A 22,835-nucleotide genomic window follows, 5' to 3' on the forward strand; every position below is an offset into this window, starting at 1 on the left:
GGGGCTCTGTTGCCTACCGGGTGTGACCGTCGCCGGTGACGATGTACTTCGTCGAGGTGAGCTCGGGGAGGCCCATGGGGCCGCGGGCGTGGAGCTTCTGGGTGGAGATGCCGATCTCGGCGCCGAAGCCGAATTCGCCACCGTCCGTGAACCTCGTCGACGCGTTCACGGTAACCGTGGTGGAGTCCACCAACTGGGTGAAGCGGCGGGCGGCGGCCTGCGAGGTGGTGACGATCGCCTCGGTGTGTCCGGAGGTCCACAGCCGGATGTGGGCGACGGCGGCGTCGAGCGAGTCGACGACGGCGGCGGCGATGTCGTGGGAGAGGTACTCGGTCTCCCAGTCCTCCGGCGTCGCCGGGACGACCTCGGCCTTGGAGCCTTCGGCGTAGGTGGTGACCCGCTCGTCGCCGTGGACGGTGACGCCCGCCTCGGCGAGCGCGTCAAGGGCGCGCGGCAGGAACTCCGCGGCGATGTCCTGGTGGACGAGGAGGGTCTCGGCGGCGTTGCAGACGCTGACGCGCTGCGCCTTGGAGTTGATCAGGATGTCGACGGCCATGTCGAGGTCGGCGTCGGCGTCGACGTACACGTGGCAGTTGCCGGTGCCGGTCTCGATGACCGGGACGGTGGACTCCTCCACGACGGTGCGGATCAGGGAGGCGCCGCCGCGCGGGATGAGGACGTCCACGAGGCCGCGGGCGCGCATCAGCTCGCGCACCGAGTCGCGGGACTCCCCCGGGACGAGCTGTACGGCGTCGGCGGGGAGTCCCGCGCCGCCGACGGCGTCGCGCAGCACCCGCACCAGCGCGGTGTTGGAGGCGTACGCGGAGGACGAGCCGCGCAGCAGCACGGCGTTGCCGGCCTTCAGGCACAGCGCGGCGGCGTCCACGGTCACGTTCGGCCGGGCTTCGTAGATGATGCCGACGACGCCGAGCGGGACGCGGACCTGCCGCAGGTCGAGTCCGTTGGGGAGGGTGGAGCCGCGGACGAGCTCGCCGACCGGGTCGGGCAGCGCGGCGACGTGGCGGACGTCGGCGGCGATGGCCCGCACCCGCTCGGGGGTGAGGGTCAGCCGGTCGATGACCGATTCGCTGGTGCCGGCCTCCCGGGCCTTGGCCACGTCCTCGGCGTTGGCCTGGACGATCTCGGCGGTACGGACCTCCAGGGCGTCGGCCATGGCGAGCAGCGCGTCGTCCTTGGGGGCACGCGGCAGGGGCGCGATCTCCGCGGCGGCGGCCTTGGCGCGGTAGGCGGCCTGGGTGACCGGCGACATGTCGTCGTACGGGTTGAGGGGGAGGGAGGAGGCGGAGTGCGAGGTCATATCCGCAGGGTAATGCGCTCGCGGCGCGGGCTTCCTCCCCTGCCCTGCCCCGTCCCGTTCTGCGAGACGGGGCGAGACGGGGCGGGGCGGGGCTGGGCGGGTGCCCCGGCGCCGGCAGGTGCGGTCCGCGGGGGCGGTGAGGCGGAGCGGTCACGAGGGATCGTGACGGGATACGGCCGATGGATACGGCCGGTGGAGGCAGCCCGTAGTGGTGACCTTGCAGAGGCGGTCCCGCGTGGTCCCGCGTGGTCCCGTAGTGGCGGCCGGGAGTGGTCACCCGTGGAGGTGGTCAGCAGAGGTGGTCAGTAGGGCGATCGGTGAGTGGTCAGTAGGGGTGGACGCCGACGGGGGACGCCGGGGGCGGGCCGTAGCCTTCGGCGACGCGCTGGTGGTAGGTCTCGCGGTCGATGACCTCCAGCCCGACGATCTCCCACGGCGGCAGGTTGGCGCTGTGCCGGTGCTCGCCCCACAGCCGGAGCGCCACCGCGGCCGCGTCGTGGAGGTCGCGGGCCTCCTCCCAGTAGCGGATCTCGGCGTGGTCGGCGGCGTATCTGCTGGTCAGCAGGAAGGGGTGGTCGTGGGCGAGCTGTTCGAGGGCGCGCCGGACGTCGTTCAGCGGTGCCTCCTCGCCGGAGACGCTGAGCGTGATGTGCCAGAGCCGGGACACGGGCCGGTCGGGTACGGCGCTGCCGCCCGCGGCCTCCTGCGCGCCCCGTGCGCCGCCTGCGTCCCTGACGTACGGGGGCTGCGCGGGGTGCGGGGTGCTCCTGGCGTCGTCCGTGCCGCCGCTGCCCGTGCGGTGCCTGGCTTCGTCGAAATCCGCCCCCGCCTCGACACTCGTCAAGGCACGTTCGGTCGTCCCGCGGGGCCCGGCCCCAGGGCGCGCTCGTCTCACCGGCGGCCTCCTGTTGATGCGTTGTCGTGCTGTCACCCCGCCTTACCCCCCAGACAAAGTTGACCAGCCCCGGGCGGGACGTGGGGCGGTTTTGGTGAAGGTCCCGGCCGGTTGACGCTACTTTCAGCCGTTCCAGGGGTGCAAGACGACCAGATCGTCCCTGTGTACGACTTCTCTCTCGTATGCCGGACCCAGTTCCTTCGCCAGGTCTCGGGTGGAACGTCCCAGTAGCTGCGGGAGCTCCTTCGCGTCGAAGTTGACCAGTCCGCGGGCGACGAGCCGGCCGTCGGTGTCGCGCAGCTCGATCGGGTCGCCGGCGCCGAAGTCCCCTTCCACGGCGGCGATTCCGGCGGGCAGCAGCGACTTCCTGCCGTGCACGACGGCCCGTACGGCGCCGTCGTCGAGGGTCAGGGAGCCCTGCGGGGCGGAGGCGTGGGCCAGCCACAGCAGCCGGCCGGCGGAGCGGCGCCCCGTGGCGTGGAAGTAGGTGCCGGTGTCCCGGCCCGCGAGGGCGTCGGCGGCCCGGCTGGCGGAGGTGAGGACCACGGGGATGCCCGCCTCCGCGGCGATCCGGGACGCCTCCACCTTGGTGACCATGCCGCCGGTGCCGACGCCCGCCTTGCCGGCCGAGCCGATCTCGACGCCCGCGAGGTCCTCGGGTCCGCGCACCTGCGCGATGCGGGAGGTGCCGGGGCGGCTGGGGTCTCCGTCGTAGAGGCCGTCGACGTCGGAGAGCAGGACGAGCAGGTCGGCGCGGACGAGGTGGGCGACGAGGGCGGCGAGCCGGTCGTTGTCGCCGAACCGGATCTCGTCCGTGGCGACGGTGTCGTTCTCGTTGACGATGGGGAAGGCGCCCATGGTCAGCAGCTGGTCGAGCGTCCGGTAGGCGTTGCGGTAGTGGGCACGGCGGCTCATGTCGTCGCTGGTCAGCAGCACCTGGCCGACGCGTACGCCGTAGCGGGCGAAGGACGCGGTGTAGCGGGCCACGAGGAGGCCCTGGCCGACGCTGGCGGCGGCTTGCTGCCGGGCGAGGTCGTGGGGGCGGCGGGTGAGCCCGAGCGGTGCCAGTCCGGCGGCGATGGCGCCGGAGGAGACGAGGACGATCTCGCGGGCCGGCCCCTCTGCGGGGCCGCCGCCGCGTACCTTCGCGAGGACGTCCACGAGCGCGTCGACCCGGTCGGCGTCGAGCCCTCCTGACGCGGTGGTCAGCGAGGACGAGCCGACCTTGACGACGATCCTGCGGGCTTCCGTCACCTGCTGCCTTGCCACTGTCACAGGGTGAATCTACGCGAGGCGCGATGATCAGTGCCGCCGCATCCCACCGACTGGACGGCCGGGTGGACACTGCCCGGGGTCGTGTGCCGGCTGTGCCGTAGCCGCGGGAGCGTTCCGTCCGGCTGCCTCCCGGCTCGTGCACGGGGCGCCGCTGGGGCGCGACGCGTACGGGGCCGGTGCGGCGTCCGCCGGAAGCCCTACGGCCGGGGCTCCGGTCGGCAGCCCTTCCGCCCGCGATCGGTCGACGCGGCGCCTACCGGAAACGCCCGCGGGCGGCCGTTGCGGACGGGACGCCCGCGGGGCCGCCCAGTGCGGCCGTTGCGGCCGTCCCGGCCCGGCGTCCTCGGGCAGGGCAGTGGGCAGTACGGAAGAGGCGCGCGCCCCGGGCAGACCCGGCGGCCCGAGGAGGGGGCGGCGCCGGCGTAGCGCACAAGACCCGCCCGCCCCGGGCAGGCCCCTGCAGCCGTCCGGGGGGTGCGAAGAGAGCCCCGCCCCCGCCGGTCAGGGCCGCGCCGCGGTGCGGCCCGTCAGGCGACCGGTGTGGTCTCGGCGTCGTCGGCGGCGGCCTTGGCCGCCTGCGCCATCTCCGCGTCGGCCTCGGGGTCGCCGCTGCCGCCCTTGCGGGCCTTCACGCGCTCCCCCGAGGGGCCCGGGACCTCCACACCGCCCTCGGCGGACAGCGAGACGGCGCCGTCCTCGCGGTCGAGCTCGCCGAGCGGCTGCCCGGCGAGGCGCTGGGCGACGCGCTCGTTGCGGGCTTCGGCCCTGGCCGCCAGGTCGCTTACCGCGGCGTTGAACCGCTCCGTCGACGTGGGCTTGTCGGGGCCGAGCAGGTAGCACTTGAGGTCGCGCCGGGCCTGCGCCGCCTTGTCGGCGGCGGGGTCCGCCACGGCGGCCAGCAGTTCGTCGATCTCGGCGGCGCTGTTGCTCAGGACGACCGCCGCGCGCACGGCGGTGTTCTGCCGCTTGAACTCCTCGGCGCCGACCTCGGCGGAGTCGGTGACAGCGTACGGCTTGCCGCTCGCGAGGAAGTCGGAGACCACGCTGGAGATGTCGGAGACCAGCGCGTCGGCTTCGTTGAAGCAGTCGTAGAGCCGCGGTTCCGCCCCGGTGATGACCTTGTGCTCCCACCAGCCGAAGGAGCGCCAGTAGGCGTCGTTCCACTCGGCGCGCAGCCGCTTGGCCTCGGCGAGGCGCTGCGGGTCCGCGAGGGAGGTGCGGGACGTCTCGGCCTCGTCGGCGCCGTCGCGGCCGCGGTGGGCGAGGGCGTCGAGGCGGGCCTCGATGCGGGCCAGCTCGGCGCGGGCGGCGGCCTGGCCGGCCTGGGCGGCGGCGGCTTCCTCCGCCCAGCGCGGGTCGGCGGCACGGCGGGCCGAGGCCGCCGTGATCATCGCCTTGACGCGTGCGTCGGCGGCTTTGGCCTTCTTGTCGACGAGGCCGGTGAACGGGTGGGGCTTGTACAGGACCCGGACGGGGCTGTCGGCCTCCAGCAGTCGCCGGACGATGTTCTCGCCGGCCAGGAGGAGCGAGGTGTTGCCGGGGTTGCCGTCCCAGCCCTCCCAGGTGGGGGCGTAGAGGACGGTGGGAATGGGGTTCTTCGGCGTGCCCGTCCACGGCTGGATCGGGGCGAGCTGCGGGCGGCCGACCTCGACGATGTCCTCGTCGCGGATGCCGACGTCCGCGAGGGCGTAGCGGTCGCGGCCGGCGCGGCCGGCGGTCCACACCTCGTCGTACACCTTGGAGAAGGGGTTGACGCTGGCGAGCTTGTCGCTGTCGCCGTGCCCGATGAAGACGTGCTTCATGGTGGGGACGCGCAGCAGGTGGATGTTCTTGCCGACGTTCGCCGGGTAGAGGGCGACGCGGACGGTCGGCAGGTCCATGGCCATGAGGTGCTGGGCGCCCGGCACGCACAGGACGGGGACCCAGGTGTCGCCGAGCTGCTCCACCAGGTTGCGTTCCCGCATGATGATGAGGGGGCGGCCGTCGATCTGCTCCAGGGTCTCCAGCCACATGTTGACCTGGTAGGCGGAGTCGGCGGAGCCGGAGAAGTAGAGCACGACGGTCGGCTGGTACTCGCGCAGCCACGTGTCGACGGCCTTGAAGACGGCGCCCGCGCCCGGGGCTCGGCGGCTGCGCCGCAGGTACGGCACGAGGAGCAGGGTGTAGAGGACGGCGAGGCCCAGGGTGGCGGCGACCCCGGCATACGCGAGGGCGGCCTGGCCGGTGGCGACGGCGGCGATGACGCCGGCGACGGCCGGGACGTCGAGGTGCAGCATCTTCTCGGCGGGGCGGTGCACCAGGGCGCGCGGCGGCGCGTCGGCGATGCGCACCGCGTGCAGGTCGATGTTGCGGGTGACGACCGGCATGGTGCGGCGCAGCAGGATCAGGTGGGTGAGGGCGCCGTGCGGGGCCTGCAGGGCGTAGAAGAGCAGGAACCCGCCGGCCGCGGCGTAGAAGACCGGCTGCTCGGCGAGGCCCTCGCGGGCGAGAAGCAGGATCAGCAGGAGCTGGCGCAGCAGGAAGCGGAGGGATGTGCCGAGGCGTACGCGGCTGAGGAGGTTCGTCAGTCGGCTGCGCTTCTGGTGGAGGTACCAGTCGGCGAGGTAGGTCACGGCGCCGGCCGCCGCGAACAGCCAGAGGTTGGGAAGCAGCGCGGCGAGCAGGACGGCCGGGTAGCCGACTCCGAGGAGGAGTACCGCCGCGGCCAGCTCTGCCCCACTGCCCGCTCGGGCCAGGCGAATGGCTGTTGAGATCACGTAGAACCTGCTCCAGATCCAAGAGGGATGCCGGTGTTTTTCACAAGGCGTCGGTTCCGTGAAGGTGGGGCTTCACTGCTCGGGCCCCCGCGTCGGCCGTCGAATTCGGCTGTGACACGGGGGCCCGGGAATTCACGACTCGCGAGTATTACACATCTTCCTGTCGGTCAAGGACCGCGGCCAGGGCCTGCTCGAAGCCCGAGGCCGCGCTGGCCCCGGCGGTCGGGTCCTGCTGCCGTACGTCGATGACGTGGCCCGTCAGTTCGGAGAGCAGCACGTCGAGGGAGGTGCGGGCGACGGCTTCCGAGGACAGCAGGGTGCCGGCGGGCTCCTGTCCGAAAGCCTTGGTGCGCATGGGAGTCGCGGTGCGCTCCGGGTTGACGCAATTGACGCGGATGCCGTCGCCGGCCCATTCGTCGGCGAGGGCCTGGGTGAGATTGACCATCGCGGCTTTGGTGGACGAATACAGGCTGTACTCGGCGCGGCCGCGGGTGTAACTGGAGGAGGTGTAGAGCAGCAGTTGCCCCTTGCTCTCGACCAGGTACTTGTACGAGGCGCGGGCGATCTGCACCGGTGCCAGGTAATTGACGTTCAGGGCTTCCTGGATGGTGGCGCTGTCGGTCTCGGCGAGCTTGCCGATGCGCAGGACGCCGGCGGTGTTGATGACGTAGTCGACCCGGCCGGTCTCCGCGTACGCCTTCGCCAGGGCGTCTTCGATGTGCTCCGGGTTCTCGACGTGGGTGCCGGTGGTGGAGCGGCCCAGGGCGTAGACGGAGGCGCCGTACTGCCCGGCGAGGCGGGCGATGTCGGCGCCGATGCCGTAGGAGCCGCCGAAGACGACGACGGTCCTGCCGGTGAGCTGCTCGCGGTAGGCCTCCTCGCCGGCCTGGGCGGGGGCGGCGGTGGAGGCGAGCTGGAACAGCTTGTCGGCGATGAAGACGTCGACGGGCTGCGTCACCTTCATGTTGTACTCGTCGCCCGGCACGACGTGGATGGGCACGTCGGGCAGGTACCTGAGGACGACGGAGCAGTCGTCGGTGGCCTGGAAGTGGGGGTCGCCGGCCGCGACTTCGTACGCCTTGCGGATGGTGGACAGCTTGAACGCCTGCGGGGTCTGGCCGCGGCGGAGCCGGGAGCGGTCGGGGACGTCGGTGATGAACTCGCCGTCCTCGCCGTGGGTGCGGGTGACGATGATGGTGTCCGCGGAGGGGATGGCGACGTCCACGGCCTGGTAGCGCTCCAGGGCGTCGACGCAGTCCTTGATGACGCGCTGGGAGAGCAGGGGGCGCACGGCGTCGTGGAAGAGGACGTTGAGGTCCTCGCCGTCGGCCAGGCCCTCGCCGAGGGCGGCGATGGCGCGCTCGGTGGTCTCGTTCCGGGTGGCTCCGCCTTCGATGACCTTGGTGACCTTGGTGAGCCCCGCCTTGGCGATGATCTTCTCGATGTCGCCGACGAAGCCGGGGGCCATCAGCACGATCACGTCGTCGACGCAGTCGGCCTGTTCGAAGATCGTCAGGGTGTGCTCGATGACGGCCTTGCCCGCGATCTTCAGGAGCTGCTTGGGGATCGCGAGGCCCACCCGCTGACCGGTGCCCCCGGCGAGCACGACTGCGGTGGTGCGGGTCTTGGCTTCCTGCGGCACGGACACGGAGACGACCTACCTTGGTATCGCTGGGGGAACGGGCTGATAGTCGCACTCTGCGTGACCGCCGTGCAAGGCGGGCGGCGGCCGCGCACAACCCCGTGGACACCGGCCGTTCACAAGACGGCCAGGGGCCCTTGCGGCACGGGGAGACACGGTCCGGCGGGGTACGAAGTGAGGCACAGCACACGGGTCGGCGGGGCTCCGCGCAGGTCGGGCCTGCTCGGCGGCGCCGCGTAGGCCTGTACGGGGCCCGGTCCGCTGGGGTCTCCTACCGGTCTGCCACCCGGACGTGGAGGGCGTTGTCCCGGTCGTAGAAGGCCGTCATGGTGACCACGAGTTGCTTGCGGCGGCGCAGCCTGCGCCAGGCCCTCCGGAGGAGCAGCAGCGGCCGGGGCTTGAGGCGTGCGGCGGGCCGGTAGGTGAAGACGTCGGCCTTGGCGACGACGTCGTCCAGGATCCGGCTGATCCGCACCGGTGGCCGGTCGTCGGCGTAGCGCAGCCACAGCGACCAGTCGTCGTGCTCCGCGCCGGTGCGCCGCGCCACGGGCTCGGTGAGCGGCAGCGGCAGCCGGAAGCCGCCGCCGGGGAGCCAGGTGCCGTCCGCGCTGACGTCGCTGCCGCCGCCCGCCGGGCGCAGCAGCACCTGCGGCCGTGCGCGGGTGCGGCCGTGCTGGCCGTGGAGGCGCCCGGTGACGGTGATGTCGTGCCGGGTGACGTGGAGGTCGCCCGCCTCGGCGTGGACGTCGCGGGCCCAGGCCCGGATCTCCAGCACCGGCTCGGGCGAGCGGCGGTGGGGCACGAGGTGGCGTACCGGGGTGCCGGGCCGCAGCAGGCGGGTGGCGTCCATGGAGCCGCGCTGGTCCGCGGAGCGGGCGGTGACGGGGACGCGCGGCCCTCCGCCCGCGGGGGCGGCATGGCACACCCAGGTGCCCTCGGCGATGTCGTCGCCTGCCGGGATGGTGGCGGTGCCGCCGCTGTCGAACGCGTACGTGCGCTCGGCCGCGCCGTCCGCCTTGGCGGGTCCTGCGTGCGGGACGCACACGAGCCGCAGCCCGTCGGGGCGGGCCGCGCCGGGCGGGGTCACGAGGGTCACGGTGACGGAGCCGTCGGGTGCGGCGACGGCGTCCGCGGCGGGGCGAAGCCGCCCGCGCCGCGGTCGGCCCGGCCGCGGTCCGCCCGCTGCTCCTCCGGTGAGCCGCCGCCTCCGGCGGGCGGAGCGGTGCCGGTACCGGTGCTGGTGCTGGTGCCGATGCCGGTGCCGGGGCTGGTGCCGGGGGCCGCAGCGGGGGCGCGGCGTCCCGCGCCGAGTTCGGCGAAGAGGTCGGTGTACTGCGCGGCGATGGCGGCCGGGTCGAAGCGGCGGGCGTTGCGCAGGGCCGCCTGCCCCATGCTGCGGCGCAGGTCCTCGTCGTCGATCAGGGCCAGCAGCGCCCCGGCCACGGCGTCGGCGTCGCCGACGGGCACGAGCAGGCCGTCCTCGCCGTCCTTGATGATCTCGCGGGGCCCGTAGTCGCAGTCGGTGCTGACCATGGGAACGCCGCAGCGCATCGACTCGACGAGGGTCATGCCGAACGACTCGTGGCGGGAGGTGGAGGCCGCGATGGCTCCCTTCGCCCACTCGGGTTCGATGGGTGAGCGGGGGCCCATGAGGAACACGTGGTTGTTGAGCCCCAGCCTGTCGATGCGGGCGCGCAGCCGCGCCTTCTCGGGTCCCCAGCCGCAGATGCGCAGGGTCCACTCGGGCCGCGCCTCCGCGACCTTCGCGAAGGCGGTGATCAGCACGTCGTACTGCTTCTCCTTGGACAGGCGGCCCGCCGCGACGACGGTGGTGCCGGACTGGTCGGAGGGCGCGACCATCGGCGCGGGCACGCTGTTGGGGATGCACAGCACGCGGGTCGCGGGCAGCCGCATCTGCTCGCGCCAGACCTCCGCGTCGCCCTCGGAGACGGTGACGAAGGCGTCCAGCGCTTCCAGATGGGGGCGTATCTCCTCGCGGAGCTCCGGTTTGTGGTGATGGTGCGTCATGTGCTCCTGCCCGATGAGCACGGCGCCCCTGGGGGCGAACTGCGCGGCGTAGGCGACCAGTCCGGGTCGGGTGCCGATCACCACGTCGGCGTCGGAGGTGGCGTAGTGGGCGCGCACCCGCTCGTCGGTGAGCTTGCTGTACTCCTGGTGACGCGCTTCGGTGCGGGGGAAGAAGGCCGCCGGCGTCAGCTGGTCGGGGTGCTGCTTCTCGCAGGTGGGCGAGGTGGGGCGGGTGTCGACCAGCGGGACGACGGTGATGCGGGGGTCGATCGAGAAGAGCGGGATGTCCCGGTGCCGGAAGACCGAGACGATCTCCACGTCGTGCCGGGCGGCCAGTTCCTCCGCGAGGTTCAGCGTGGTGCGGATGGTGCCACCGATCCCGTAGATCGTGTGGATGAGGAAGGAGATCTTCATCAGGGCCCTGTTCCCGGCGGAGACGGGGCGCTGCGCATCGCCCCCGGGGTCAGATGCCATCGGAGGCCCTGAGGTTGCCTGCCGGCCTGCCCTTGCCCCGAACGCCCCGGCGCACCGGGGGTGACCCGCCGCCCCCGGGTCAGGTGCCTTGCAGCAGGGATGTGCTCACCGGGCGCCCGTACCGCCCGCCCGGTCGCGCACCCGCGTGGCCCGCCGGCCTCCGCCCCACCTCACCCGTCCACCCGGAGCGGTCATGCAGAGCGCGGCGGGCCGCGCCCCGTCCGGAGCGCCGGCCCGCCGCGCCACCGCACCCCGACGGGCGGAGGCCGTCAGTACGTGAAGGCCGTGCCGCGGGTGGCCGCGATCCACTCCGAGGCGTGGCCCGCGTGGATGTTCACCGGGTTGCCGTGGACGTTCCTCACCTTCAGGGTGACGCGGACCTGCGTGCATCCGCCGAGTTGCGCCGTGTCGAGATACAGCGTGTTGGTGGCCGTCTGGTGGTGCTTGGCGTCGGAGATGCGCCACTTCCCCACGGGCCCCTTGACAGGACCGCCGCAGAGCGCGCCGTCGGGGTTCCGCGGCTGCGCCTCGATCCACGTCTCGGCCTCGGTGCCGTCGTACTCCTCGGTGCCGCCCGCGCAGATCGGCGAGCCCGGCGCGCAGGTGGACAGTGCGGCGTCCTGCACGACGGCGATACGGTCCCCGCCGGCGGGCGAGAACGTGTAGCCCAGCGTCGTCGCCTCGGAGCCGGACGGAACCACGGTGGCGTCGGCCGACTGCAGGGTCCAGCGGGCCGCCACGGGCGGGGTCGTGCGGGCCAGCTCCGCGCCTGCGGGCACGCGCATGGTCACGTTCTTGCCTCCGGCGACGACGGAGGAGTACGCGACGACGGACAGCCGGCAGGAGTAGGTCGCGGAGGTGGGGGCGGTGAACAGCCACCGCACACCGGGGGACAGCGACGTCTCCCCGGGCGGCACGAGGTTCGCCGCCCAGTACGCGCCGGACTCCGCGCCGTTCGCCAGGGGGGCGCCGTCAGCGTACCGGCAGCGGATGGCGAAGGTGTTGCCGATGTTCTCCCCGCTGACGAGGGGCGTGACGTTGCTGACGGAGAGGTGCCGGGACCACAGATAGGACTTCTGGCCGGCTTCGGCGGTGAAGGTGATCTGCGTTCCGGGGATGTCGTGGTACTGGTCGGCCCTGGGCCTGGCCGGGAAGTCGAAGGTCGTGGAGGCGGCGGCTGCGGGTGCGGCCGCGCCCGCAGCCGTACCGGCGCAGAGCGCGAGCGCCAGGAGGGCGGTCGCGCTGCGGGAGCGCCATGGCCGTGGGGCGGCCCCGCGACTCCCCGGCCGAAGGGCCGCCGGCCTGGGGACGGTGTTGATCAGCATGATCGGGAACCTAGCAGGCGGCGTCCGCCCGACCGCCGCCCGAGGGAGGGGCCTGCCCCGTGCCCCGGCCCCGCCCGGTGTGCGGTCCGGCGGGTCGGTTCCGCCGGCCGCGCCGCGCGCACGGGCCGTGGGCCGGTGCGCGCGGCGGTGTCGGGCGGACGCCTCAGAAGGCGTCGAACTCGTCGAACTCCCGCTGGGCCTCGTCGTGTTCGGCCTGGCGGTCCTTGCGGCGCTGGGCGGCCGGCCGGGGGGCCTCGAAGCGGTGGTCCTCGCCTCGGCGGCCGAGCATCTCGGCGCCCGCCATCATGGACGGCTCCCAGTCGAAGACGACCGCGTTCTCCTCGGGGCCGATGGCGACGCCGTCGCCTGCGCGGGCGCCGGCCTTCATCAGCTCCTCCTCGACACCGAGGCGGTTCAGGCGGTCCGCGAGGTAGCCGACGGCCTCGTCGTTGTTGAAGTCCGTCTGGCGCACCCAGCGCTCCGGCTTCTCACCGCGGACGCGGAACAGGTCGTCGCCCTCCCTCGTCACGGTGAAGCCGGCGTCGTCGACCGCCTTCGGGCGGATGACGATCCGGGTCGCCTCCTCCTGCGGCTTGGCGGCGCGTGCCGCGGCGACGATCTCGGCCAGGGCGTACGACAGTTCCTTGAGGCCCTGGTGGGCGACGGCCGACACATCGAAGACGCGGTAGCCGCGGGCCTCCAGGTCGGGCCGGACCATCTCGGCGAGGTCCCGGCCGTCCGGGATGTCGGTCTTGTTGAGGACGACGACGCGGGGCCGGTCGTCGAGGCCGCCGTACTGCTTGAGCTCCTCCTCGATGATGTCGAGGTCGGACACCGGGTCGCGCTGGGACTCCAGCGTGGCGGTGTCCAGGACGTGCACGAGGACCGAGCAGCGCTCGACGTGCCGCAGGAACTCCAGGCCGAGGCCCTTGCCCTGGCTGGCGCCGGGGATGAGGCCCGGGACGTCGGCGATGGTGTAGACGGTGGAGCCGGCGGTCACCACGCCGAGGTTGGGCACCAGGGTGGTGAAGGGGTAGTCCGCGATCTTCGGCTTGGCGGCGGAGAGCACGGAGATCAGCGAGGACTTGCCGGCGCTGGGGTAGCCGACCAGCGCCACGTCGGCGACGGTCTTGAGCTCCAGGACGATGTCGAGCACGTCGCCGGGCTCGCCCAGCAGCGCGAAGCCGGGGGCCTTGCGGCGGGCCGAGGCCAGCGCGGCGTTGCCGAGGCCGCCGCGGCCGCCCTGGGCGGCGACGAACCGGGTGCCGTGGCCGACCATGTCGGCGAGGACCTCGCCGTTCCGGTCCATGACCACGGTGCCGTCCGGCACGGGCAGGACGAGGTCCTGGCCGTCCTTGCCGGAGCGGTTGCCGCCCTCGCCGGGCTTGCCGTTGGTGGCCTTGCGGTGCGGCGAGTGGTGGTAGTCGAGCAGCGTGGTGACGGACTGGTCCACGACGAGGATCACGTCGCCGCCGCGGCCGCCGTTGCCGCCGTCGGGGCCGCCGAGCGGCTTGAACTTCTCCCGGTGCACGGAGGCGCAGCCGTGGCCTCCGCTACCCGCGGCGACGTGCAGCTCGACGCGGTCCACGAAGGTGGTCATGGTGGGGTGCCTCCAGCAGTGCGGGGATGTCTCTGCGTACGTGCGACGCCGGCGTTCGTCCGGCTGTCGCCTCAGCTGTAACACGCGAAAGGCGGACCCGCTTCCCGTGCGGTGTGCACCGCATGGGAAGAGAGGCCCGCCCTCGCGAAGTGATGCGTCCGGTCAGGCGACCGGAACGATGTTCACGACCTTGCGGCCGCGGAAGGTGCCGAACTGCACCGCGCCGGCCTGCAGGGCGAACAGCGTGTCGTCGCCGCCGCGGCCGACACCCGCGCCCGGGTGGAAGTGGGTGCCGCGCTGGCGGACCAGGATCTCACCGGCGTTGACGACCTGACCGCCGAAGCGCTTCACGCCGAGCCGCTGAGCGTTGGAGTCGCGACCGTTCCGGGTGGACGATGCGCCCTTCTTGTGTGCCATGTCTCCTCAGTCCCTTACTTCGCGGCCGACGGGATCGCGGTGACCTTCAGCGCGGTGTACTGCTGACGGTGACCCTGACGACGACGGTAGCCGGTCTTGTTCTTGTAGCGCAGGATGTCGATCTTGGCGCCCTTGTGGTGGTCCACGACCTCGGCCTCGACCTTGATGCCGGCCAGGACCCAGGGGTCGCTGGTCACGGCGTCGCCGTCGACCAGGAGCAGGGTCGAGAGCTCGACCGTGTCGCCAACCTTGGCAGTGGAAATCTTGTCAACCTCAACGATGTCACCGACAGCAACCTTGTGCTGGCGGCCACCGCTGCGCACGATGGCGTACACGCGGATCTCTCTTTCCTCGCTCGGGTGAAACCCCTGACGCCAGCCGCCCACGCGGGCAGGGCCTGCGGCGGGACCGGATGGTCTGGGACGGCCTCTCCCGACCCGGGGCCGGGAGGGAGGTGCTCAGAGGTTGGCGCGTCTGCAGACACGCCGACGGTCAAGGCTACGGGCCCGCCCCGGACGGGTCAAACCGGGGCTCTCCCAGGGCGGCGGTGCGCCGCCCCGGAGCCCTCCGGGTGGCCAGCGGGCCTCCCTCCGCCCCCGCACCGCACTCCTCTTTATTGCCGCGCTCTCCTGCCGCGGTGTCCGGGGGCCCGTCCGGGCCCGCCTGCCCGGCAGGGGCGGCACGGCCGGTGAGCGTCCGGCGCGTATGCTCGGCCCGAAACGTGCCGCCGTTCCCGTTCCCGTTTTCCGCCCGGAAAGAGACGCAGAAGTGAACTACAGGGTCCAGCCCACCGCCCAGGTCCACGAGACCGCAGAGATCGGCGCCGGCAGCAGCGTCTGGGAGCTCGCCCAGATCCGGGAGGGCGCGCGGCTCGGCGAGGCCTGCGTCGTCGGGCGCGGCGCCTACGTCGGCACCGGCGTGCGCATCGGCGACAACGTCAAGCTGCAGAACTACGCGCTCGTGTACGAGCCGGCCGAGCTGGGTGACGGCGTCTTCGTGGGCCCGGCGGTCGTCCTCACCAACGACCACAACCCCCGCTCGGTGGACCCCGAAGGCAAGCAGAAGCGCGGCGGCGACTGGGAGGCCGTCGGCGTCAGGGTCGCGGAGGGCGCCTCCCTCGGTGCCCGCTCCGTGTGCGTGGCGCCGGTGCGGGTGGGCCGCTGGTCGATGGTGGCCGCCGGGGCGGTCGTGACCAGGGACGTGCCGGACTTCGCCCTGGTCGCCGGGGTCCCGGCGCGCCGGATCGGCTGGGTCGGCAGGTCGGGCGTCCGGCTGGTCGAGCGCGAAGAGGAGAACGGTGTGTGGGAGTGCCCGCAGACCGGCGCAGTGTACGAAGAGAAGGACGGCGTTCTCACCGAGCGCTGAACCGGACACAGAACGTGAAGTGGCGTGTGCGGCGGTAAGCTCCTGCCCGCATGCCTATAGAAAGGGTTTCACGACCACCATGCCGCCTGGATCACGCGGACGCCGTCCCCGCGTTCTCTACCTCGCGTACTATTTCCCGCCGAGCCGTGCGAGCGGCATATTTCGAGCCCGGGCGACAGCCAACCACTTCGCCAAGGCCGGCTGGGACGTCACCGTCTACACGGCACCCCGGGAGTTCTTCCAGACGTATCTGCACAACGCGTGCGACCCGTCGCTGGAGGACACGATCGACCCGGACGTGACCGTGGTGCGGCCTCCCATGGGGTACTACGCGTGGGAGAAGGACATCCGGCGGTTCGGGCGACTCCGCCGGAACTTCCCGACGGTGGCCGGGAACCTCTACAAGCTTTTCCAGAGCAAGGTGTTCCCCGAGCACTACCTGACCTGGATTCCCGGGGTTCTCTCCCATGCTGTGAAGGCGCATTTCAAGCAGAAATTCGACCTGATCATCGCCACGGGAAACCCCTTCGTCTCGTTCGCCGCCGCCCAGGTCCTCGGAAAGCTGCTGCGCATTCCGTACGCGGTGGACTACCGCGACTCGTGGACGTTCAACCAGTTCACCGAGGAGCTGAAGTTCCCCGAGGGCAGCAAGGCCTTCGAATGGGAGGCCAGGGTGCTGCGGGACGCGGCGGAGATCGTCTTCGTCAACGACGGCATGCGCCAGTGGCACATCGACCGGTATCCGTACGCGGCGGAGCGGATGACCGTGGTGCCGAACGGCTGGGAGCCCGAACTCATGGGCGAGCAGGAGTTCGTGCCGCCCGCCCCCGACCGGCCGCTGCGGTTCGGCTACCTCGGCACGGTGACCTCCTACCTGCCGCTGGAGGAGCTCTTCGAGGGCTGGCGGATCGCCCGCAGCCACCCCCTGCTCCGTGACGCCGAGCTCGACATCCACGGGCACCTGGGCTTCTTCCCGCAGGACGTGGCCCCGCTGATGGAGCGGCTGCCGCTGGACGAGAACATCGGCGTGCGCTACCACGGCGCCTTCGGCAAGGCCGAGGCCAAGGCGGTGTACGCGCGGACCGACGCACTGGTCTTCTGCGTGCCGGGCGCCCGCTACGTGACGTCGGGCAAGATCTTCGAGTACATGGCGTCAGGCAAGCCCATCGTGTCGGTGCACCGCCCGGACATCGCGGCCACCGAGGTCCTGGACGGCTACCCGCTCTGGTTCCGCGGCAGCGAACTGACCGGCGACGACGTCGCCAAGTCGTTCATCGCGGCCGCCGAGGCCGCCCGCGGCGTGGACCGCGCGCAGCACGAGCAGGCCGTTGCCCACGCGCAGACCTACACCCGGGCCGCCACCCTCGGCCCCTGGGAGGAGCGCATGCGCAAGCTGGTGGAGGGGACCCGATGAGCACGAGCACGACCGGCAAGGGCCACGTCCTGTACCTCGCCCTGGGCGAGTACCGGGTCCGGGCCACGCGGGCGCACGTCGAGACGTTCGCCGCCGAGGGGCGCCCCGTCGTCCTGGTGATCGCGGACCGCCCCGAGTGGGACGACCTGCCGGACCTCCCCGGCGTCCGGGTGCTGCGCGTCCAGCGCAACAAGAAGGGCTCCCCGTGGCGGGCGGCCCGCAAGCTGCTCCTGGCCAAGGACGGCCCGCTGCAGGGCGCCGGCCTGCTCGTCGCCGGCGACGCGCAGGCCCTGCCCGTCGCGTGGGCGGCGCTGCGCCGCCGCCCCGGGCTGGAGTTCCGCCTGGAGCCGTACGACAACGGCGGCCGGGTCACCGAGCCCGCCGAGCTCGCGGTGATCACTCCGTGGTACCCGTCGCCGAACAACCCCTTCGCGGGTTCGTTCGTCCAGGCCGCCACGGAGGCCGTGCGGGGGCACTACGACCGGATCTCCATCCTCCACACCGAGGACTGGGCGGGCAGCGCGCCGGCTCTCCTGGAGGATGCCATCAGGGTCACCGGCGACCGGTTTCTGGACCGGCGGGAGCTGATCCCTGTCATCGACACCCCGGACGGCGTCCTCACCCGCGTCCCGGTGCCGCTCACCACCCGCCGCGGCTACTTCGCCTGGGCGGCCGCACAGGAGGCGGCCCTGCGCAAGGCGCTCCCCACCGGCCGGATCGAAGCGCCGGTGATCCACGCGCACACCGCCATCTACGGCGGCGTCCACGCGATGCGGCTGGGCCGTCCCGACGCGCGGATCATCGTGACGGAGCACTCCACCTTCCTGGAGAAGATCTTCAAGCAGCCGGCCGGGCGCCGCCTGTACGACGAGGTCCTGCACCGCGCGGACGAGTTCCTGTGCGTCGGCAGCTACCTGCGCGACCAGATCGTCCGGGAGTTCCCGCACCACGAGGGCAAGATCCGGGTGGTGCCGAACGTCATCGACTTCGACCGGTTCACCCCGGAGGCGAAGCCGTCGGAGAAGCTGCTGAACTGGCTGTACCTCGGCCGGCTGATCCGCCACAAGGGCGTCCTCCCGCTGCTGGAGGCGTTCGCGCTGGTCGCGCAGAAGGAGCCGGAGGCCACGCTGACGATGGTCGGCTCGGGCTTCCTGGAGGACGAGCTGCGGGCCCGCGGCGAGGAGCTGGGCCTGGGCGACCGCTTCAGGATCCTCCCGCCGGTGCCGCCGGAGGAGGTCAACGAGCTGATGCACCAGTACGACCTGCTGGTGCACGCGAGCCGCTTCGAGACCTTCGGCATGACGGTCGTCGAGGCGAACGCGGCAGGCCTGCCGGTCCTGGTGACCCGGAGCTACGGCCCCGACGAGACCCTGGCGGGCATCGAGGACCTGGCGGGCGCGCTGATGGACGTCAGCGACGACCCGGACGTCATCGCCGACGCCTACTGGGCGCTGCGGGCCCGGTTCCACGAGCTGGACCTCGCGAAGGCGCGCGCCGCGCTCCTCGCGAAGTACAGCCGCGAGGTCGTCGGCCGGCAGCTGGTCGAGCTGTACGAGGACCGTGCACCGGCCGTCGAACCGCCCGCCGCGGCCGCGGACGAGCAGACCGACGAGACCGCCCCGGCCGCCGCAGCGGAGGGCCCGGCGGCCGCCGCCGCGCCTGCCGGGGAGGCCGAGGCCGATCGGGCTGAGGAGTCCGGTGCCGAGCCGGCGGACCCCGGCCGGGTGGTCATCCTGGCCTACACCCCGGCCCGCCCGCACCGCGTCGCCAACTTCGCCAACGAGCTGGTCAAGCGCGGTGTGCACGTGGACCTCGTCACCGCCCGCACGGCCGCGTGGACGCGGTCGCGGCTGGACCCGCGGGTGGCGCTGCTCACCATCGAGGACGCCGAGACGTCGCTGGTCATTCCGCGCAGTGAGCGGTTCGTCGTCTACCGCGCGCCGCGCGCGGTGCTGCGGCGCGCCGACCGGCTGGCGGAGCGGCAGCGCGACAAGGCGGTGCCCGAGCTGGCGGTGAAGGTCGCCCGGCGCGCCCACAACAAGGTGGCGCACGGCTTCCACAAGAAGGTGTTCCAGCGGGGCTACCGGGTGGTGCGCCCCCGCCTGCTGGCGAAGATCGCGCAGCACGAGGCGCTGCCGCAGCTGCGGCTGGACCTCACCCAGCACGTGTTCCTCGCCGACACCAACGCGACGGTGACGGCCTGGCGGATGGCCCAGGAGCATCCGCACCTGAAGGTCACCAACAGCATGGACCTGCGGCCCTTCGAGCACCTCCCCGTGCTCGACCAGGGAGTGTCCTCCCCGTAGCGTCGTCCGCCCGCGGGCAGAGCGAAGCGGCCGGCCCCCTCCTGTGCGAGGGGGGCCGGCCGCTTCGCTCTGTGGCCCGTGCTCGGCCGTCCGCCGCCGCGGCGCGGCTCAGCCGGCGATCTCCTCCGCGACGTAGGCGCGCAGCCAGGTGCGGAAGTCCGGGCCGAGGTCCTCGCGTTCGCACGCCAGCCGGACGATGGCCCGCAGGTAGTCGCCGCGGTCGCCGGTGTCGTAGCGGCGGCCCTTGAAGACCACGCCGTGGACCGGTCCGCCGACCTGCTCGTCGGCCGCGAGCAGCTGCAGGGCGTCGGTGAGCTGGATCTCGCCGCCGCGGCCGGGCCCGGTCTCCCGGAGCACGCCGAAGACGGCCGGGTCCAGCACGTAGCGGCCGATGACGGCGTAGTTGCTGGGCGCCTCGGCCGGGTCCGGCTTCTCCACCAGCCCGGTCACGCGGACCACGTCGGCGTCGCCGGTCGGCTCGACGGCGGCGCAGCCGTACAGGTGGATCTGGGCCGGGTCCACCTCCATCAGCGCGACGACGCTGCCGCCCTCGCGTTCCTGGATCTCCACCATGCGCGACAGCAGCGGGTCGCGGGGGTCGATCAGGTCGTCTCCGAGCAGCACCGCGAAGGGCTGGTCCCCGACGTGGGGTTCGGCGCAGAGCACGGCGTGGCCGAGGCCCTTGGGGTCGCCCTGCCGCACGTAGTGCATGGTCGCCAGGTCGCTGGACTCCTGCACCCGCGCGAGCCGGTCGGCGTCGCCCTTGCGGGTGAGCGCCTCTTCGAGCTCGTAGTTGCGGTCGAAGTGGTCCTCCAGGGGCCGCTTGTTGCGGCCCGTGATCATGAGTACGTCGGAGAGTCCGGCGGCCACGGCCTCCTCGACGACGTACTGGATGGCCGGCTTGTCGACGACCGGCAGCATCTCCTTGGGGGTGGCCTTGGTCGCCGGCAGGAACCGCGTGCCGAGCCCGGCCGCGGGGATGACTGCCTTGTTTATCATGAGGGGTTTCGCTTTCGGTGAATGGCACGAGGCCCTGTCGTCGGTTGCTGACAGGGCCTCGCCATAGGGGTCGCGGTGGGGCGCCGGGGCGTCCCGGGGGTGTCGCTCAGCCGCCGATGACGACGCGGCGGACGCCTTCCCAGCGGGCCGGGTCGGTGGTGCGGCGGCCGTCGACCAGGACCGTGACGTCCGGCAGGTCGGAGGCGGCCAGCTCCCGGTACTCGGCGTGGTCGGCCTGGAGGATCGCCGCGGTGACCTTCTCGCCCTGGTGCGGGGTGAGGCCGTGCGCGGTGAGCTCCTCGGCCGTGTACATCGGGTCCGAGACGTACGGGACGGCGCCGCGCGCCTTGAGGGCCTCGACGGTCGGGAAGACGCCGGAGAACGCGGTCTCCTTGACGCCGCCGCGGTAGGCGGCGCCGAGCACCAGCACGTGCACGTCCTTGAGGTCGCCGTAGGCGGCGGCCAGCAGGTCGACGGCGTAGTCCGGCATCGCGGCGTTGGCCTCGCGGGCCGAGCGGACGACGGTGGCCTCCGGGTCGTTCCACAGGTACATCCGCGGGTAGATCGGGATGCAGTGGCCGCCGACGGCGATGCCGGGCTGGTGGATGTGGCTGTAGGGCTGCGAGTTGCAGGCCTCGATGACCTTCTTGACGTCGATGCCGTTCTTGTCGGCGAACCGGGCGAACTGGTTCGCCAGGCCGATGTTGACATCGCGGTACGTGGTCTCGGCGAGCTTGGCCAGCTCGGACGCCTCGGCGGTGCCGAGGTCCCACACGCCGTTGGGCTGCGGCAGGTCGGCGCGCTCGTCGAAGTCGAGGACCTGCTCGTAGAACTCCACGCCGCGCCGGGTCGACGCCTCATCGACGCCGCCGACGAGCTTGGGGTAGCGGCGCAGGTCGGCGAAGACCCGGCCGGTCAGCACGCGCTCGGGCGAGAAGACGAGGTGGAAGTCCTCGCCGGCCTTCAGCCCGGAGCCCTCCTCCAGCATCGGCGCCCACCGGGTGCGGGTGGTGCCGACGGGAAGCGTGGTCTCGTACGAGACGAGGGTGCCGGGCTTGAGGCCCTGGGCGATGGCCCGGGTGGCGCTGTCCATCCAGCCGAAGTCCGGCACGCCGTCGGCGTCCACGAACAGCGGGACGACGACCACGACGGCTTCCGACTGCGCGACGGCGGCGGCGGTGTCGGTCGTGGCGGTGAGCAGACCGGCGTCGACGGCCTTCTTGAGCTTGACGTCGAGGTCGTGCTCGCCGGGGAAGGGCTCGGTGCCGGCGTTGACCAGCTCGACGACCTTCTCGTTCACGTCGGCGCCGATGACCTTGTGGCCCTTGTCGGCGAACTGCACGGCGAGCGGCAGACCGATCTTGCCGAGCGCGACTACACAGATGTTCATCGGGTCAGTTTCCTCTTGACGGGTGACAGGACGCGGCGCAGTCGCAGGGCCACGCCGGACGAGGGCTCCCAGAGCGGAGCAGTGGTGATGACCAACCGCCCCTTGGGGTTGGCGTTGGCGGAGATCCGGTACGGGACGCGGTCCCGCCAGCGGCGGGCCAGGGGCAGCGGCGTGCCCTGGACCGGCACGGGGATCTCGTAGGTCGAGCCTGCCACGTCCAGGTAGACGCGGACGCCGAGCTTCGCCTTCACGGGCGGGAGCGGGAGGGTCGCCTCCAGCAGCGTCCCGTCGCCGTCCGGTGCGGAAGCCGTCTCCCCCACCGCCTCCGGCAGGTCGGTGCCCACCGGGACCCTCCGGCCGCCGGGCTTGTCCGCGCTCTTCGGCAGCGGCTTGGTGGCGAGCCGCACCGACGCGGAGCCCGCCCCGTCGCCGGACACCGGGACGCGGATGACGAGGCGTGCGGAGAGGTCGTCGCCGTTCTGGAGCCACTCGGCCTGCTGCAGGCGCGTGCCGTCCGCGAGCTGCCTGGGCACCGCTTCGCCGATCACTTCGAAGAGCCGGTCGGGCAGCCCGAGCGCCGGGTCGCGGAACCCGGGGTACCGCACGTAGGCGCGGCCGTCCTCCAGCAGCAGCGGAGGCGCCCCGTGGGCCGCCTCCTCCGAGATGGCCCGCACGAGGTGGTCGACGGCGCCCCGCTGGGCGAGGGCGATCCGGACGCGCCGCTTGACGTCCATGGAATCGCGCAGCGCCTCGGTGAAGTAGCGGTCGGCGAGTGCGGCGATGCCGGCGCAGACCTCGGTGCGGGTCGCCTCGTCCAGGAGCGGGAAGTCGTCCTGGACCAGCTTGGCGAGCTCCCAGGTGAAGTGGCGCCGCAGGACGTGGTCGCGCTTCGCGCCCGCCTCGATGAGCCCGGCCGTGTGCTCCATGATGCGCGCGGTGCATCGCAGCCGGGACAGGTGGTCGGCGCGGTAGGTGATGTTCGAGGCGTCCCCGCGCTTGACCGCGTAGTAGTACGTGTAGTCCGCGAGGACCGAGATCTTCCGGGCCCGGACGCACGCCTCGATGGTGAAGGGCTGGTCGGAGCCGACCGGCATGTCCTCGGGGAAGCGCAGCTTGTGCTGCTCGACGAGGTCCCGCCGGAACAGCTTGGTGTTGGCCAGCGTGAACGGCAGCGCCGAGTCGTAGAGGCTGACGTCGGGGTCGTCGGCCTTGTACAGCGCCTGGTGCACGTAGCGGCCGTTGGTGCCGACCATCTTGCCGACGACCACGTCCGAGCCGTGCGCGTCGGCGCAGGCCACCATCCGCTCCAGCGCCTCCTCGCCGAGGTAGTCGTCGGAGCCGATGAAGTACACGTACCGGCCGGTGGCGACGTCGAGGGCCCGGTTGCTGGGTGCCGCCGGGCCGCCCGAGTTCGCCTGGTGGATCACCTTCACCGTGCCGGGGTACCGCTCGGCGAACCGGTCGAGCTCCCGGCCGCTGTCGTCGGTCGAGCCGTCGTCGACGGCCACGATCTCCAGCCGGTCCCTGCCTATGCTCTGCCCCACGAGGGAGTCCAGGCACTGCGTGAGGTAGGGCATCGTGTTGTAGACCGCCACGACGACGGTCACATCGGGTCTGCTCAACGCGATCCA

General features: G+C 72.5%; 17 protein-coding genes. 3 read left to right on the forward strand and 14 right to left on the reverse strand.

Features of this window, described 5'->3' with window-relative positions; genetic code table 11:
- Nucleotides 1-13: 13 nt before the first annotated feature.
- The 11 genes from L6E17_RS11470 to rplU all read right to left on the reverse strand — a co-directional run bounded on the left by L6E17_RS11470 (nucleotide 14) and on the right by rplU (nucleotide 14,065).
- A complete protein-coding gene (locus tag L6E17_RS11470; RefSeq protein ID WP_236240661.1) occupies nucleotides 14-1,318 on the reverse strand; it encodes a glutamate-5-semialdehyde dehydrogenase in 1,305 nt (434 codons plus the stop codon).
- A gap of 325 nt (nucleotides 1,319-1,643) precedes the next feature.
- Nucleotides 1,644-2,213: a hypothetical protein gene (locus tag L6E17_RS11475; protein WP_236240662.1), complete on the reverse strand. Its 570-nt coding sequence runs from the start codon at nucleotides 2,211-2,213 to the stop codon at nucleotides 1,644-1,646.
- 123 nt (nucleotides 2,214-2,336) lie between these two features.
- Nucleotides 2,337-3,488, reverse strand: a complete 1,152-nt coding sequence (gene proB / locus L6E17_RS11480) for a glutamate 5-kinase (protein WP_236240663.1) — start codon at nucleotides 3,486-3,488, stop codon at nucleotides 2,337-2,339.
- Nucleotides 3,489-4,015: 527 nt separating this feature from the next.
- Nucleotides 4,016-6,244, reverse strand: a complete 2,229-nt coding sequence (locus L6E17_RS11485) for a hypothetical protein (RefSeq protein WP_236240664.1) — start codon at nucleotides 6,242-6,244, stop codon at nucleotides 4,016-4,018.
- A gap of 148 nt (nucleotides 6,245-6,392) precedes the next feature.
- Complete coding sequence (locus tag L6E17_RS11490; RefSeq protein ID WP_236240665.1) at nucleotides 6,393-7,892, reverse strand: bifunctional cytidylyltransferase/SDR family oxidoreductase; 1,500 nt, start codon at nucleotides 7,890-7,892, stop codon at nucleotides 6,393-6,395.
- Nucleotides 7,893-8,157: 265 nt separating this feature from the next.
- Nucleotides 8,158-8,982, reverse strand: coding sequence for a hypothetical protein (locus L6E17_RS11495; RefSeq protein ID WP_236240666.1), 825 nt, complete (start codon nucleotides 8,980-8,982; stop codon nucleotides 8,158-8,160).
- Entirely contained in the window at nucleotides 8,979-10,328 is a 1,350-nt protein-coding gene (locus tag L6E17_RS11500) for a glycosyltransferase family 4 protein (RefSeq protein ID WP_236240667.1), read from the reverse strand. Before L6E17_RS11500 ends, L6E17_RS11495 begins: the two co-directional genes overlap by 4 nt.
- A 329-nt stretch (nucleotides 10,329-10,657) precedes the next feature.
- Entirely contained in the window at nucleotides 10,658-11,713 is a 1,056-nt protein-coding gene (locus L6E17_RS11505) for a hypothetical protein (protein ID WP_236240668.1), read from the reverse strand.
- Nucleotides 11,714-11,876: 163 nt separating this feature from the next.
- On the reverse strand, nucleotides 11,877-13,313 hold the full coding sequence (gene obgE / locus L6E17_RS11510; protein ID WP_236240669.1) for a GTPase ObgE: 1,437 nt from the start codon (nucleotides 13,311-13,313) through the stop codon (nucleotides 11,877-11,879).
- A 162-nt stretch (nucleotides 13,314-13,475) separates the two neighbouring features.
- Nucleotides 13,476-13,730, reverse strand: coding sequence for a 50S ribosomal protein L27 (gene rpmA, locus L6E17_RS11515; RefSeq protein WP_071273601.1), 255 nt, complete (start codon nucleotides 13,728-13,730; stop codon nucleotides 13,476-13,478).
- Nucleotides 13,731-13,744: 14 nt separating this feature from the next.
- The gene (gene rplU, locus L6E17_RS11520; RefSeq protein ID WP_236240670.1) at nucleotides 13,745-14,065 is read right to left on the reverse strand and encodes a 50S ribosomal protein L21; all 321 of its coding nucleotides are present in this window, start codon (nucleotides 14,063-14,065) and stop codon (nucleotides 13,745-13,747) included.
- Nucleotides 14,066-14,498: 433 nt separating this feature from the next.
- On the opposite strand from rplU, the gene L6E17_RS11525 reads away from it, so the two are divergent.
- From L6E17_RS11525 to L6E17_RS11535, 3 genes are all read left to right on the forward strand, one after another.
- Nucleotides 14,499-15,095, forward strand: coding sequence for an acyltransferase (locus L6E17_RS11525; protein ID WP_236240671.1), 597 nt, complete (start codon nucleotides 14,499-14,501; stop codon nucleotides 15,093-15,095).
- 79 nt (nucleotides 15,096-15,174) lie between these two features.
- A complete protein-coding gene (locus tag L6E17_RS11530; protein ID WP_236240672.1) occupies nucleotides 15,175-16,509 on the forward strand; it encodes a glycosyltransferase in 1,335 nt (444 codons plus the stop codon).
- Complete coding sequence (locus L6E17_RS11535) at nucleotides 16,506-18,815, forward strand: glycosyltransferase family 4 protein (protein WP_236240673.1); 2,310 nt, start codon at nucleotides 16,506-16,508, stop codon at nucleotides 18,813-18,815. Before L6E17_RS11530 ends, L6E17_RS11535 begins: the two co-directional genes overlap by 4 nt.
- Before the next feature lie 108 nt (nucleotides 18,816-18,923).
- On the opposite strand, the gene galU is transcribed toward L6E17_RS11535, so the two are convergent.
- From galU to L6E17_RS11550, 3 genes are all read right to left on the reverse strand, one after another.
- A complete protein-coding gene (galU, locus tag L6E17_RS11540) occupies nucleotides 18,924-19,814 on the reverse strand; it encodes a UTP--glucose-1-phosphate uridylyltransferase GalU (protein ID WP_236240674.1) in 891 nt (296 codons plus the stop codon).
- Between the two features lie 106 nt (nucleotides 19,815-19,920).
- Nucleotides 19,921-21,204: a nucleotide sugar dehydrogenase gene (locus tag L6E17_RS11545; RefSeq protein ID WP_236240675.1), complete on the reverse strand. Its 1,284-nt coding sequence runs from the start codon at nucleotides 21,202-21,204 to the stop codon at nucleotides 19,921-19,923.
- On the reverse strand, nucleotides 21,201-22,826 hold the full coding sequence (locus L6E17_RS11550) for a glycosyltransferase (RefSeq protein WP_236240676.1): 1,626 nt from the start codon (nucleotides 22,824-22,826) through the stop codon (nucleotides 21,201-21,203). The genes L6E17_RS11545 and L6E17_RS11550 overlap by 4 nt, the downstream gene beginning before the upstream one ends.
- Between the last annotated feature and the right edge of the window lie 9 nt (nucleotides 22,827-22,835).

The sequence above is a fragment of the Streptomyces sp. CC228A genome (assembly GCF_021390935.1).
In the GTDB taxonomy this organism is placed as follows: Bacteria; Actinomycetota; Actinomycetes; order Streptomycetales; family Streptomycetaceae; genus Streptomyces.